General features: G+C 61.9%; 10 protein-coding genes. 2 read left to right on the plus strand and 8 right to left on the minus strand.

Annotation, left to right across the window (positions count from 1 at the left end; translation table 11 throughout):
* Positions 1-5: 5 nt before the first annotated feature.
* The 6 genes from HB630_RS10495 to HB630_RS10520 form a co-directional block, all read right to left on the minus strand.
* Positions 6-1,928 (minus strand): diguanylate cyclase, encoded by a 1,923-nt coding sequence (locus HB630_RS10495; RefSeq protein ID WP_213772166.1) that lies wholly within the window; start codon positions 1,926-1,928, stop codon positions 6-8.
* 324 nt (positions 1,929-2,252) lie between these two features.
* Positions 2,253-4,607 (minus strand): TonB-dependent siderophore receptor, encoded by a 2,355-nt coding sequence (locus HB630_RS10500; protein ID WP_213772167.1) that lies wholly within the window; start codon positions 4,605-4,607, stop codon positions 2,253-2,255.
* A 235-nt stretch (positions 4,608-4,842) separates the two neighbouring features.
* Positions 4,843-5,235: an MAPEG family protein gene (locus HB630_RS10505; protein ID WP_213772168.1), complete on the minus strand. Its 393-nt coding sequence runs from the start codon at positions 5,233-5,235 to the stop codon at positions 4,843-4,845.
* A 30-nt stretch (positions 5,236-5,265) separates the two neighbouring features.
* Positions 5,266-6,354 carry a lipocalin-like domain-containing protein gene (locus HB630_RS10510; RefSeq protein WP_213772169.1) on the minus strand — a complete coding sequence of 363 codons (1,089 nt, stop codon included), beginning with the start codon at positions 6,352-6,354 and terminating at the stop codon, positions 5,266-5,268.
* The gene (locus HB630_RS10515) at positions 6,344-8,806 is read right to left on the minus strand and encodes an FtsX-like permease family protein (RefSeq protein WP_213772170.1); all 2,463 of its coding nucleotides are present in this window, start codon (positions 8,804-8,806) and stop codon (positions 6,344-6,346) included. The genes HB630_RS10510 and HB630_RS10515 overlap by 11 nt, the downstream gene beginning before the upstream one ends.
* Complete coding sequence (locus HB630_RS10520) at positions 8,803-9,456, minus strand: ATP-binding cassette domain-containing protein (protein ID WP_213772171.1); 654 nt, start codon at positions 9,454-9,456, stop codon at positions 8,803-8,805. The genes HB630_RS10515 and HB630_RS10520 overlap by 4 nt, the downstream gene beginning before the upstream one ends.
* Positions 9,457-9,572: 116 nt before the next feature.
* On the opposite strand from HB630_RS10520, the gene HB630_RS10525 reads away from it, so the two are divergent.
* Both HB630_RS10525 and HB630_RS10530 read left to right on the plus strand, forming a co-directional pair.
* The gene (locus tag HB630_RS10525) at positions 9,573-10,868 is read left to right on the plus strand and encodes an MFS transporter (protein WP_249780784.1); all 1,296 of its coding nucleotides are present in this window, start codon (positions 9,573-9,575) and stop codon (positions 10,866-10,868) included.
* 182 nt (positions 10,869-11,050) lie between these two features.
* Entirely contained in the window at positions 11,051-12,301 is a 1,251-nt protein-coding gene (locus HB630_RS10530; RefSeq protein WP_249780785.1) for an MFS transporter, read from the plus strand.
* Between the two features lie 45 nt (positions 12,302-12,346).
* Here HB630_RS10530 and HB630_RS10535 read toward each other — a convergent pair whose 3' ends face one another.
* Positions 12,347-12,589, minus strand: coding sequence for a hypothetical protein (locus tag HB630_RS10535; protein ID WP_213772173.1), 243 nt, complete (start codon positions 12,587-12,589; stop codon positions 12,347-12,349).
* A 163-nt stretch (positions 12,590-12,752) separates the two neighbouring features.
* Positions 12,753-13,991, minus strand: coding sequence for an MFS transporter (locus HB630_RS10540; protein WP_213772174.1), 1,239 nt, complete (start codon positions 13,989-13,991; stop codon positions 12,753-12,755).
* Positions 13,992-14,058: the final 67 nt, after the last annotated feature.

A 14,058-nucleotide genomic window follows, 5' to 3' on the forward strand; every position in this document is an offset into this window, starting at 1 on the left:
CGCCTCTATTGGTCCGGCGAGAATTGAAGCGGCACCTGCTCGACGAAGCTGTGTTTCAGCGCGCTGCTGGCGAAGCTTCGATTGCGGCCATGTCGTTTTGCCTCATAGAGCGCGATATCCGCATCGCCAATCAGCGCCGTTGCGTCCAGGGTGGACTCGGTTTTGGCGGAAACGCCGACACTGACCGTCACGGATCCATGCCTCGATGCGGCGTTGGGAATACCGAGCGCTCTGACCGTCAGCCTGACCGCCTCTGCGATACGAAGGGCATCTGCCTCGGAAACGTCGGGAAGGACGATGACGAACTCTTCTCCTCCGTATCGCGCCGACATGCCGGACGTGTTGAACGTTGCCTCGGCAATGACTTTTGCGACGGCTTTCAAGCACTCGTCGCCGGCCTGATGGCCATAGGCATCGTTATAGCCTTTGAAATAGTCGATATCGATCAACAATATCGATATGACGTCGCAGGCTTCGTATTCGCGGCGAATGAATCCGTCGAATGTTCGACGATTGGAAAGGCCGGTCAGTCCGTCGGTGGTGGCAAGCTGAGCGAGACGGGTATTGAGCGAAGTCAGCTCGTCTTCCATCATCTTGCGCTGGGTGATATCTCTCAGTACCCCGACAAATTTCGTCTGGCCGCGATCGTCCTGTTCCGACGCCAGTTTGAGGCGGATTTCGACCCAGGCGATCGACCGGTCGGCGCGCGCGATTCTGAAAGCAACGGTATTGGTGGAATCCGCGCTTGGCTGGGCGGTGGCGGCCAGGACACGCTCCTTGTCGTCCGGATGCACAAGATCGAAGCACGATTTTCCGATCAGGTCGTTTCCATGCAGGCCCAGCACCGGCTCGACGGACGGCGACACGTAAAGCAGGGTTCCATGTCCCTCGAGCAGGATCACGATGTCGGCGATGTTGTCCGAGAGCAGCCGATAGCGTCTTTCGCGTTCGAAAAGCTCGCGTTCCGTCTTTCGCCGAAAGCGGAATTGCGACCACAATAATGCCGCCGAAACAACGATCAGGCCCAGCATCATGGCGCCGACCAGCGCATCGGTGCGCAACGCGGCCCGCCAGCTCGAAAGAATCTCGCTCTCGGAACGGGCGACGGTCACAACGAGTGGATATTGCGGGGTTTCCTCATAGCCGAGATATTTCACTTTGCCGTCGAATGACGAAATGGTCCTGTAATATCCGACCGGGCTGAGCCCGATCTGTTTTGTGAACAGCTCTGTTTTCGACAGATCGGCGCCGATATTCGCGGATGGCGCGCGGATCAGAACGATGCCATCGTTGCGTAACAGGCCGATGGCTCCTCCGGGTCCAAACTGGAAGCCGTTGTAGAACGCATTGAAGTAATCGCAGTCGATCGTGGCGATCAGGACACCGCCGAAACCGCCATCCTGCCTGGTGACCCGCTTCGAGAGCACGATGGTCATGCGGCCGGTCAGTCGCGATTTTACCGGGCGGCTGATCTTGAGTGCCGTGTCGGGTGCGTCGCGATGGTAGATGAAATAATCGCGGTCGGCAGTATCGTAACGCGGCAGCTCTGCAAGCGACGAATATTGCCACGCACCGTCGGCGTCCAGCACGCTGATTTCGTAGAGTTGCGGCAACGCGCTGACGGTGTCCGCGAGGAACGAGTTAAGGCGCTCGGGCAGCGGTGTCCGGTATTTCAGAAGTTCGACAATGCCGCTCATGGCGATGTCGACCGACTGAATCGTGTGCGAGGCGTGTTCCGCGAGCGAGTGAGCAAGGTTCTGCGTTGTGGTCTGGCCGTGATCGAGGGTGGCGGCCTTGGCTCCCAGTGCCTTCCAGACAACGATTTCCAGCACGCACGCGCTGGTCGCCAGCACAAGAAAAGCCGCGATCATGATCGGCGCGATAGGCCGGCTTAGTGGCGTGCTGGTTGCGGGGACGTGATCTGGCATATCGCGGGCGCCAATGGGAAAAAGGTAAACAGACCATAGGCACGATATGCCTTCCACGGCGACAAGGCCGTTCCGCGCTTTTGATTCAATTGCCGCTTATGCCGCGATCAGCATCGCGATCGGGTGATCGCCCGGACGCCGGCTGGCGTGGCGCCGTTCATCATGGGTTCGATGGAATGGCGCTTACACGATGCGCGAGCTCGCGCGTCCGCTGTACACGACCTTTGTCCTCCCCCGACTTTGCCTGACGTCAGTCCGGTGCAGGAAATGCGGGGAGAGGAGCCGTCTACGGATCTTATTTTGTGCCGTGATGCGAAAGCCGGTTTATTCGTGGTAGCGAACGGTAAGGAAGGCGCTCAATCCTTCGCCGACAAATCCGCCGGCGCCGTTGGCGGCAACGAAGTAGCGTTCGTTGGTGATGTTCTTCACATTCAAGGCAACACCCCAATTGGCATTGTCCCAGCCGATCATCGCATTGCCGATCACGAAAGCGGGGACCGTGTTGACATCGGTCGTGTCGCTATAGGTCTTGTCGCGATAGTTCAGGCCGGCGCCGATCTGGAATCCGGGAATTCCTCCGATCGAGAATTTGTAGGTGCTCCAGAGGTTGGCCATATAGGCCGGTACGCCCTGCGGATGATTTCCTACCGTCGTTGGGGTTTGCGGAGCGCTGGTGACGACGGCTTCCTGCGCCGTCGCATTGGCGAGCAGGTGCCATTGATCGGTGATGGCGGCATCGAGCGAGGCTTCGACGCCATTGGTCAATTGGCTGTCGAACACGATCGTATCGGTGGCAGAGATAAGGGTTGCGACGTTGTCACGTGAGACGTTGAAGACCGAGGTGTTCAGGATGACCTTGTCATTGAGTAGCGAGAACTTGACTCCAGCCTCGTATTGCAGTGCCGATTCCGGTGCGCCGATGCCGTTCTGGGTATTTTCCGAGTTGAAGTTCGTGAGATAGCTCTTCGAAGCCCCGATATAGGGCGAAATGCCGGGGAAGATCTGGTACAGGGTGCCGACGCTCCAGCTTACCGGCGCGTCGTTGCGGGAGAGCGGCACGCCGGCGATGATCGGCACGGCGGTAGAGGTAAAGCGGCCCGGCACGGTGGTCAGCGGATCGAGCTCCGTGTCGTACCAGTCCTGGCGAACGCCGAGGCGTAGCTTCCATTTGTCGGTCAGATCCATCTGATCGGTGGCGTAGAGGCCGTAATAATCCGCCACCAGGTGATCGTTGTCGCAGGAATGCTTGGCGTCGCACTGGAAATTCAGGCTGGCCGGAGTCAGCTCCGGTGGCGTCGGCGCGAAAATATTGGCGATGTTCGGAAGATCGGCCGTCGTTCGCTGCGTATCCATGACCTGATGCTGATATTCGAATCCGGTCAGCAGCGTATGCCGGACCGAGCCGGTACCGAATTTCCACACCGGCTCGAACTGATAGTCGAGGCTGCCGTCGGAATCATTCTGCGAGCGCAATTGCCGCCCTTCCAGCGAGTCGCCGACAATGCGCGTGCCGCTGCTGCTGTTGGCGGCGGTCATGCTGTCGTTGTTGCGCATGACGTCGATGTCGCGATGCGTATAGGAGAGCCGGTTGTTGATCGTCAGGAAATTCGTGACGTCCCACGCGTCGGTCAGGGTAGGGCGGATGTAATCCTGATTGGCGAACGAAAACGGCGTCGAGTATTTGGCGCTGGTCGCGACGCCGGTGATCGGCGAGCCGTTCATATAGATCAGGCCGTAGGAATCCGGCGTCTGCTTGATGTGGCGAGCATCGAGCGCGAAACTGAGCGTGTGGTCCTCGACATGCCAGGTGAATTCCGGTCGGATTTCATAATCCTGGCTGGCGAGGTCGCGAAAGCCGTCGGCGCGCGAGAAAGTGGTGTCGAGCCGGTAATTCAGGCCGTCGATGGTGGTGGGGCCGGTGACGTAGTTGCTGTTGGTGACGGTGCCAAAGGATCCCGCCTGCAGGCTGCTGCCCCAATGGAACACGGGCGAGGGATCATAATGGACGATGTTGATGGTGCCGCCGGGCGGGCCGCTGCCGAATAGCGCCGAGCCGGGGCCTTCCAGAATTTCAACCCGCCGCACGCCGTTGAGCGAATGGGACAGACCGCCAAGCTGATCGCCGTCGGAAAAGCCGTCGGTATAGACCTGGGCGTTCAGGCCGCGGATCAGGAAGTGGTCGAAATAGCCCAGTGAATCCTGGCCGCCGGTATTGACGCCGCTGGCATTGGTGACGGCATCGCGCAGCATCGTGGCGCCCTGCTCAGTAAGAACCTCGCGGGGAATGATCTGCACGCTGGCGGGCAGATCTTCCAGTTTGGTGCCGGTCTTGCCGAGCGAAGGCGCCTGTTGCAGCGGCGGGCCGGAATTATTGTTGTTGGGGCCGTTGCCGTCATCGACCACGTTCGCCGTCTGGGCCGCCGGCTTTGGCGGCTGGGTCGAGCGCGCTGTCCTTCGTCGCGCAGAAGGCTTTGCCGCCGCCGACGTCTGCCTTTGCGCCGGACGATTTTTCGGCGCCTCGACCTGCACGGGAGGAAGGTTTGCCGGCCTCTCCGTAGTCTGTGCCTGCGCCGATGCGGGCACGAAGGCCGCCATTGCGATGCAGAACAATCCGGTGGCACGATATGCGTTACCGCGCCGGGCGTTGGTGATCTCCGGCCCCTGAACAGTCTTTGCCAATTTCACGTGACGCCCCGCTGACAGATTAGAACCATACTAATGAGCAGCAGCGATCCATCGCCGCACCCCATGCGCGAACGAACACAGATCCGACGATGCTATTCCGAGGGGCTTGCGCGCGGCTGTCTTGAATCGCTCTAAACGCAGCGGGTCATGCTTCGCCCGGCATCACGAAGACGGGCGAACCGATCTTGGCGGCTGATGATCGCGAGAGCGATGCCAGCTCGAACTATCGCTAGAGATGAATGAGATTGCTGATGATGGCGCCGAACGCACCGAGCCAAAGAATGATGCAGCTCAGCCCTTGAATCGCAAACCCGGGCCCGCGCTTTTCGACGGCTCGCATATAACCGACCATGTAGAGAATACGGCCGATGATCCAGACCAGGCCGAGCGCCGCAGCACCGGCATCGCCGAGATAGATGGCAAACAGCCAGAGCGACGGCAGGAAGATCGGCATCCATTCCAGCGTATTCATCTGCACGCGAAACACCCGTTCGAAGTCGGGATGGCCGGAAGTGGCCGGCAGTTTGACGCCGTAGGTCTTGCGGGCTCGCGTCACCTGGATGCTGGTGAAGAGATAGAGCAGGACAGCCAGGCAGGTGATGAGTGCGGTGAATGGATACATTGCGAGATCCCCTATAAGTGACGATGGTTTTCAGTAGCCGGTCATCTCGAGATAGCCCATGCCGTTGTGGCTCCCGGCAAAGCGGATCGGCCCCTCCCAATAGGGAAAGCTCGTTCCCATCCAGCTTCGCGCATTCAGGGCGGTGGTCTCGATGGCCAGGCCCCGCGTAGGGATTTCGATGCGCCACGCTGTCGGCAGTCTGCGAGCTTCGGTCGCCGTGAACGCGGTTGGCGTCATCTTGATCTGCGCCGGAGCGATCGGCTCGGACGTGCCGGCGGGTGATATCCAGTTGCCGGAGGCATAGTCGGTGCCGTCGTTCTGGCGCAGCCGAAACAACATCAGCTTCTCGTTCGTATTCAGATGCAGCGAGAACCAGTCCCATCCGGTCTGGTCGGATGCAAGCGGCTGGCTACTCCATTCACGGTCCAGCCATGCCTGTCCGCTGACCTCGACGGGCTTGCCGTCGATGGTGATGCGGCCCGTCGCCGTAAAGAACGGCTGGCTGAAATAATATGACGCCTGCTCGCGTTCCGATTTTTTGCTGTAGCCGCCATCGCCCTGAAGAACCAGCGGCCGGTCCGCACCTAACCGCAGCGCGTAACTGAAGTCTGCGCCGGAGGCCGTCAACTCGAGTGGCGCGACGGTCCTGTCATTCAGGCCGTTGAGCCCGCGCATCTCCCAGGAATCGATCCAGGCTTCAAACGGCTTGGCGTTCACGCCGGCCTGGCCGATGCCGCCGCGCGCGAATTTCTCGCTGAACCGGTGAAGGTCCATCCGGGTCACGGCGGCGTGGCCCATCCAGATCTGCTGACTGGCCCAGCCCTGTTGTTCGGGGCCGGGTTTGGAGGCCTGGCGGAATAACGTCCATTGCACACCGCAGGCCGCACCGCTCGAATCCACGAGGTTTGCGGTGATGTACCACCATTCGATCCGGTAATCCGGATGCGAGCCGAGATCTTCGGGGAACGAAAATATCTTGCCGGGAACGACGGCCGCAAATCCATCCGCCTTCTCGCCGAGCCCGGCGAAGCCCTGCGCCAACGAATGTCGCGGGCGGAGGCCGAGAAGTGCTGCGCCGCCCGTGAACACGCGGCGCGATATCAGGCGCCTATCGTTCATTGGCGAAAACTTTGACCAGATTTGCCGGCTGCATGCGCGAAAGCTTGAGCGCCGGAATCAATGCGGCGAGCAACGCGGCCAGCATGGCGACGCCGACCAGCTCGAGCAGTTGCAGCGGAAAGACATCAAACGGCAGCCGCCAGCCGAACGCCTTCACATTCACCACCGCGATCAGGCACCACGCCACCAGAAGCCCCAGTGGCAATGCCAACAGCGTCGTGATCAGCGCCACCGACATGGTTTTCAGAACTTCGATCGATGCCAGTTGCCGCCGCGTGATTCCGATTGCCCATAGCGGCGCGAGCTGGGGTAGCCGGGAATTGCTCAGTGTCAGCAGGCTGGTCAATAGCGCGACGCCGGCGATCCCAAGCGTGAAACTGTTCAGCGCTGTGGTCACCGCAAAGGTCCGGTTGAAGATTCGCGTCGAGTCGGCCTTCAGCGTCGCCTGGTCGATCAGATTGCGGCCATCGAGGCCGAATTTGCCTTGCAGCGCCGACATCAGCGCCGGAATTTCGCCGGGCGCAACGCGCAGGCCCAGCCGGGTTCGCGGAATATTGGGAAAGCGCCGCGTCAGCGCGGCGAAGTTGACGGCGACCTGTCCCTTGGGGTTGCCGTAGTCCGCATAGATGCCGACGATTTCAAGCGTCCAGTTGCCGCCGGGTGCGGGCATATCGATGTGATCGCCGATGGCGAGGTTCAGGCGCCGGGCCAGTTGCTCGCTGACAAACCCCGTATCGCCCGGACGAAGACGGACCCAGGCATTGTTTGCGGACCGAAGCAGCGGCCAGTGGTCGCGATAGGTCGCGTGGTCGGGAAGGCCGAGAATTTCGACCGGCGCGCCGTTGATTTCCGTCTCGGCGCGGCCGCCCGGCAGGATCGCCTGCACCTCGGGGCGCTGGCCCAGCCATGCCCTGATCTCGTTGGCCCGCGCATCGTCTGATGCGTTGATATAGACATCCGCCGCCAGCCTGCCGTCCAGCCAGGTGATAAACGTCCGGCTGAAGGTTTCCACCATGGTTCCGACGCCGACATTGACCGCGAGCGCGAGCAACAGCGCCATCAATGCCAGCGATAATCCTGAGAGCTGCTGGCGGCTGTCGGCCCAGCACCAGGCCACCAGCGCATCACGAGCGCTGCGCTGGCCGAGCGAGAGCGCCAATTCCAGCAAGGCGGGCAGCGCCAGCGCCGCGCCCAGCAGCAGCGCCGCCAGCACGGCAAATCCGGACAACAGCGAATCGCCGAACCACAGGCAGCCGCCGGCCGCGATCAGCACCACAAGCGCAACGCCGCATTGGATGACGAGCCAGCGACGCTGTTGCTGTTGCCAGGCCTGGGGCTGCGCCGCGACCAGAATAGGAAGCCGCGCCGCCTTGGTCAGGCTCGCGGCCGCCGCCGCCAGCGCGCCGAGGATGCTGATCGCAAGTCCTGCGATCCACCATTGCGGTTTTAACGTCAGCTGTCCGGGAATTTCCGCGCCATAAAGGCCGCGCAGGCTGGCGGCCACGTCGGGCAGCAGCGAACCGGCGATCAAGTAGCCGCAGACAAGCCCGATGATGCCCGCGGCCAGCGCCAGCGTGACCAGTTCGAGCAGCAGCACGGCGTTGAGCAGGCACGCTGACACGCCGCAGGCGCGCAGCGTCCGCAGCATCGGCAGACGCTGCTCGAAGGCGAGCCCGATCGCCGAATTGACGATGAACAGTCCGACGAAAAACGACAGCAGGCCGAACGCTGTCAAATTGAGATGAAAGCTGTCGGTGAGGCGTTCGAGATCGCTTTCGGCATCGGCGGCGACCAGGCGGAGCCTGTCGCCGGCGACAGTTTCGAGCGGCAGGCGCGGCTCTTTGGCCGGGCCGACCAAAAGACGCGAAATCCGGTCCGGCATATTCAGGAGCCGTTGCGCGACGCCGATATCGACCACCAGCACGCCCGGCGCCAATTGTGGCTGCACATGCAGCGGCGGCAGCGATGCGCCGTTGCTCGCAAGCAACGAGGCGCCTTCCGGCTCATGGAGTTCGGAAAGTGTTTCGGGCGCCGCCAGCGTCTGGCCCGGCGGCGCGATGAACGCCTGTGAATTCCCTTTTCCGATCGCCGGCGCATTGCCAATTTCGGCAGGCAGCGTGACCGGTTCGATGCCCAGCAGCCGGAACGATCGTCCGCCGATCTGGAGACGGCCCTCGACGACGGGCGAGACCGGCCAGCCGGCGCGGCGCAGGTCGGTGAAAAGCCGTTGCGGAAAAGCCGCTCCGTCCTTGCCGGCCAGCATCGGCGTTCGCGCGCCGCCGAACGCCGCCGCTGCCCGGTCGTAAGAACTGCGGGCCTGCTGGTTCAGCGCCTGCACGCCGCTCCATAGGGCCGTCGCCGAAATCAATCCGATCAGCAAGGTCGCAAGCTGCATCGGATGCCGCCGCCAATGGCTGAGCAGAACCGCGAGAATCCAGATGATGCGACTCATGCGATCAGCCCGGCGTGGAGATTGATCTGGCGGTCGAGCGTGGCGGCGAGGCGCGCGCTGTGCGTCACCATCAGGAAGCCGCAGCCGGTACGAGCGACCAGATCGCGCGTCAGCGCCAGAACCTGGTCCGCGGTCGCCTCGTCGAGATTGCCGGTGGGCTCGTCCGCCAGCAGCAGCAGGGGCTTCACCGCCAGCGCGCGGCCGATGGCAACGCGCTGCTGCTGGCCGCCGGAAAGCTGCTCGGGATAGCGCTTCAGCAGATGGCCGAGGCCAAGGCGTTCGACAAGTTCGGCGTGCCAGGCAGGCTCGTGACGGCCGGCGATGCGCGCCTGGAAGGCGAGATTGTCTTCGACATTCAGGCTCGGGATCAGGTTGAACTGTTGAAACACCAGGCCCAGCCGGTCGCGCCGCAGTTCGGCCCGGCCGGCATCGGTCAGATCGCCAACCAGTTTGTCTGCGAGCCGGATGTCGCCGCCGTCGGCGCGATCGAGCCCCGCGATCAGGTGCAGCAGCGTGCTCTTGCCGCTGCCGGATTCCCCGGTCAGCGCGACGCGCTCGCCCGCGGCGATTTCCAGGTTCACGCCGCGGAGCACGGCAACCTGCTCTCCGGCGGCGCGATAGGTCTTGGTCAGATGGCGGACGCTCAGCACGATACGGTTGTTACCTTTCTCAAATTGTCGGGTTGCAATGCCGACGATGCCGTGGATAGCATCAGATGAGGCTCGTCGACAGGGCTGTCAGAATAAACGCTGAACGGGGAGTAGCCATGAGCACGCAACCGACGCCCGAGGGCGCCTGGAAAATCACGTTTCTCCTCTTCTTGTTCATGCTGGTGAATTTTGCGGACAAGATCGTGGTCGGTCTTGCCGGCGTCCCGATCGCGACCGAACTGAAGCTCGAGCCCGACCAGTTCGGCCTGCTCGGCTCCTCCTTCTTCCTGCTGTTTTCGATCTCGGCCATTGCCGTCGGCTTCATTGTCAATCGTGTTGCGGCACGCTGGGTGCTGCTGGCACTGGCGCTGGTGTGGGCCCTGGCGCAGTTTCCGATGGTGGGCAGCATCGGCTTCACCACGCTGTTGATCTGCCGCGTCATCCTCGGCGCCGGCGAGGGCCCGGCTTTTTCGGTGGCGGCGCATGCGGTCTATAAATGGTTTCCCGACGAGAAACGGACCTTGCCCACGGCGATCCTGTCCCAGGGATCGGCGTTCGGTGTGGTCCTCGCGGTGCCGGCGCTGAACTGGGTGATCGTGAATTATTCCTGGCATTACGCCTTCGGCGCGCTCGGCGTGGCCGGCCTGATTTGGGCCGCGGCGTGGCTTGTCCTCGGCAAGGAAGGTCCGTTGGCGCAGACCGCAGCGATGGCGGCGAGCGAGCCGCGGATTCCCTATTCCCGGCTTCTGACGTCGCGAACCTTCGTCGGCTGCTGCGTCGCCACGCTTGGAGCCTATTGGGCGCTATCGCTCGGTCTCACCTGGTTCACGTCGTTCATCGTCAATGGGCTGGGATTCTCGCAGCAGGCAGCGGGCCTTATTTCGATCCTGCCCTGGGTATTCGGCGCCGTCATCGTGATTCTGAGCGGCTGGATTTCGCAACGGCTGATGGCGCGCGGCATGACCACGCGCGGCGCGCGGGGCGTGCTCGGCTCGGTTCCCCTGATCGTTGCTGGATTGATCATCGCGACGCTGCCCTATGTCGATAACGCCGGCTTGCGGATCGCGCTGCTCGTGATCGGGTCCGGGCTTTGCGGATCGATCTATGTGGTCTGTCCGCCGATGCTCGGGGAATTCACGCCGGTGTCGCAGCGTGGCGCGGTGATCTCGATCTATGGCGCGATCTATACGCTTGCCGGAATCGTGGCTCCCTGGGTGATGGGCAGCGTAATCCTGCACGCGGGAGGAATCCTGCAAGGGTACATGACCGGCTTCACCATCAATGCCGTTGTCCTGATCGTCGCGGGCCTGTTAGGCTTGCTGCTGCTCCAGCCTGACACCGAACGCGCGCGCTTGATGGGACAGCAGGTGGTGCGGTCCAGATTCGCCTGGAGACTTATCGGTCCCGATTGAACAGAACCGGGCTCTCATATTTTTTGACGCGTTTCCCCGGCGCGCCCGATTCCGTTTAGCCCGAAACGACATGGAGCATGATCCGGAAAGTGGAAACCGGTTTTCCCTCTCGACAAACGTGGAACGCGTTTGCGATGCTGGATATGGTCCCTACGAAATGCAGCAAAGCTGGTGATCTTTTTATGAGCGATACGAGAGCTATCCCCGTCAACGCATCCCTATCCACGAAGCGGTCTTTTGCGGCGATGCGCCATCCGGGCTTTCGCGCCCAGTTCATCACTTTCGTGCTCGCCATGATGGCGGACAATATCGAGCACGTCATCAGCTACTGGATGCTGTATCAGAAATTTCACTCGCCGGCCTTGGCGGGCTTCGCCATCGTTTCGCATTGGCTGCCATTCTTGTTATTCTCAGTCGCCTCCGGGGCGCTCGCGGACCGTTTCGACCCGCGCCGGATCATCCAGATCGGCATGGGCCTTTTCATCATTGCATCTCTGAGCTGGAGCTATTTCTTTGTCACCGGCGCCCTGCAGATGTGGCAGGCGATGGTGATTTTGGTCATTCATGGTTGTGCCGGGGTGCTGTGGCAGACGCCGAACCAGATGCTGCTCTACGACATCGTCGGACCGTCGGATCTGGAGAGCGCGGTACGGCTCAACGCGATGGCGCGTTATCTCGCCGTCCTGGTTGGGCCGGCCGTCGGCGGCGCCATTCTGCTGGTGTTCGGGCCGGCGCCCGGCATCATGCTCAACACCATATTCTATCTGCCGCTGGTGCTATGGCTCATGAATGCTCCTTATGGTCCGCGCTACCGCGCCGGCACGCCTGCGCCGCGTCGCGCGGTCAGGGGGCTTGGCGACATCATGCAGACGATGCGCGACATAAAGGATCATTCCGTCATCGTCTCGATGACGCTGCTCGCCGGCGCGGCGTCATTCTTTGTAGGTAATGCCTATAGTTCGCAGATGCCCGGTTTCGCGAACGATCTCGGCCATGGCGATCCTGGGGCATCCTACAGTTTGTTGCTGGCCGCGGATGCCGCCGGCGGACTGCTCGCGGGTGTGGTGCTCGAAGGTGGCGGGTTGCTGCCGCCCAAGTCCCGCACCGCGATCGTGCTCGCGATGCTGTGGTGTGCCGCGCTCGCGACTTTCTCGCTGGCAAAAACCTATCCACTGGCTCTCGGCTTCCTGTTCGCCGCGGGATTCCTGGAATTGTCCTTCAACGCAATGGCGCAGAGTCTTGTCCAGTTGAATGCTCCATCCGATAAGCGTGGACGCGTCATCGGTCTGTTCAACATGTCGAGCCTCGGCCTGCGCGCCTTCAGCGGCATTTCGGTTGGCCTGCTCGGTAGTCTCATCGGCGTGCATTGGTCGCTTGCGCTGTCCGCTCTCGCCACCTTGGCGTTCGCCGGCAGTCTGCTGCTCCTCCCGTAAGGATTCTTCCTCTGTAGCTTGGCCAGGCCGTCAGGGGCGCCGCATCTATTGGTTCACGACAAGCCGCAATTGCGGCTTTAGTGCTCTCTGTAAATCGGCCTCGATCTTCTTAACGCGAGGATCCGACGAGCGGACAGCGCAGACCGAATATTGGCTGACCGATTTGACGAGGGCTTGGTGCTCTGCCTTTGTCTTGGTGATCTCATCGCTTGAGAGCTTCAGCACCAGCCCGCCGAGATGGACCAGGATCTCGTCCAGCGCTCTATCAATCTTTGCAATCTCATCCATGGCGCTCCTCCTCTCGGAGGAGGTAAATGGTTCGCGAACCGGAGCGTTCCGGTCCCACCACGGTTACGGATAATCAAAGATTAATGGTCGGGAACTGGCCCCAAAGATAGTGTCAGCAGGCCGGGAATTTCGCGCAGATCATGTTCCGCTCTGGAGACTAGGTTCAGGAATGCGCGAGCTTGGCGCCGGCCTCTGCCGAACTGTCCTGCGGCTTGCGGTCGGTGATGAACCCGAGCACGACCGTCAGGGCCATGAATATGGCTGAGGCTCCGAACACCCAGCGCGGCAGGCTCTGGTCCATGATCCAGCCGAACAGCAACGGGCTGATGATGCCGCCAACGTTGAAGCCGGTGGAGACGATTCCAAAGGCCCGCCCGGCCGCGCCCCGCGGCACGGCGTTGCGTACCAGCATGTCGCGCGACGGCGTAATCACGCCGCCGAGGAATCCGGCAAGCGCCATTGCCATCGTCAACGCCACTGGCGGCAGCGTCATCAAGGCGACGACGAGCACGATGGCTGCGTTGATCCCAAAACAGACGGAGGCGACCTGTCCATGGTGCCGGGTGCGGTCCGCCAGGAATCCACCCGCCAGCACGCCGACCGCGCTGCCGCCCAGGAACACCGTGAGCGCGATATTGGCGGTGGTGAACGCCGTGCCATAGCCGCTCATCAGTGCGACCACGCTGAAATTATTGATTCCGGAGCTGGACAGGTTGAGCAGCGCGAAAAACAGCGTCAGCACCATCAGGGCCGGCGTGACGATATTTTGCCGTGAAGGCCCTGCGCCCTTGGTGTTGTGATCGACGCGGTGTGCATCGGGGGTGCGGAGCGCCACGATCAACAGCGCCACCAGCGGCCCGGCCGCGCCGGTCACGATCAACGTATTGTTGCCGCCGATCGTGCCGGCCAGCGCCGCTACGATGGCCGGCGCGACCGCGCCGCCGAGGAAGCCGGCAAAGGTATGGATCGAAAAGGCGCGGCCCATCCGTGCTTCGTCCATATGCGCCGAAAGGATCGCGTAGTCCGCCGGATGATAGACGCTATTGGCAAGTCCCAGCAGCACGGCGCTGGCGATCAGGCAGGTATAGCTTAAGTACAGGCCGAGCATGATCAGCGCGAAGCCGCCGAGGGCAAGGCCCATCAGCAGGATTTTGCGGGCGCCGATATGATCGGCGAGATAGCCGATCGGCGCCTGAGTCAGGCCGGAGATGACGGCGAAGACGGTGAGTGCGAAGCCGAGATCGATATATCCGACGCCAAGTTTTTCCTTCAGGAAGGGAAACAGCATAGGCAGCACGAACATATGAAAATGACTGACCCAATGGGCCGTCGAAATTCCGGCAAGCGTGCGCAGCGAGTTGGCCGCCCTCGTTTGTTGCGGTGCGGCGTAAACGTCGACCATTTGAATTGAACCCCGATTAAGCAATCGCCCGGCAAGGCGCGCGACTAACTATCGTTGGGCCGGGTTA

Origin of the sequence: Bradyrhizobium sp. dw_78 (genome assembly GCF_018449525.1) — a bacterium.
Lineage (GTDB): Bacteria > Pseudomonadota > Alphaproteobacteria > Rhizobiales > Xanthobacteraceae > Bradyrhizobium.

Bases quoted from the DNA above. Each gene is read 5' to 3' on its own strand.
- HB630_RS10495 (WP_213772166.1), bottom strand. From the start codon at position 1,928: ATGCCAGATCACGTCCCCGCAACCAGCACGCCACTAAGCCGGCCTATC.
- HB630_RS10505 (WP_213772168.1), bottom strand. From the start codon at position 5,235: ATGTATCCATTCACCGCACTCATCACCTGCCTGGCTGTCCTGCTCTAT.
- HB630_RS10510 (WP_213772169.1), bottom strand. From the start codon at position 6,354: ATGAACGATAGGCGCCTGATATCGCGCCGCGTGTTCACGGGCGGCGCA.
- HB630_RS10515 (WP_213772170.1), bottom strand. From the start codon at position 8,806: ATGAGTCGCATCATCTGGATTCTCGCGGTTCTGCTCAGCCATTGGCGG.
- HB630_RS10525 (WP_249780784.1), top strand. From the start codon at position 9,573: ATGAGCACGCAACCGACGCCCGAGGGCGCCTGGAAAATCACGTTTCTC.
- HB630_RS10530 (WP_249780785.1), top strand. From the start codon at position 11,051: ATGAGCGATACGAGAGCTATCCCCGTCAACGCATCCCTATCCACGAAG.
- HB630_RS10535 (WP_213772173.1), bottom strand. From the start codon at position 12,589: ATGGATGAGATTGCAAAGATTGATAGAGCGCTGGACGAGATCCTGGTC.
- HB630_RS10540 (WP_213772174.1), bottom strand. From the start codon at position 13,991: ATGGTCGACGTTTACGCCGCACCGCAACAAACGAGGGCGGCCAACTCG.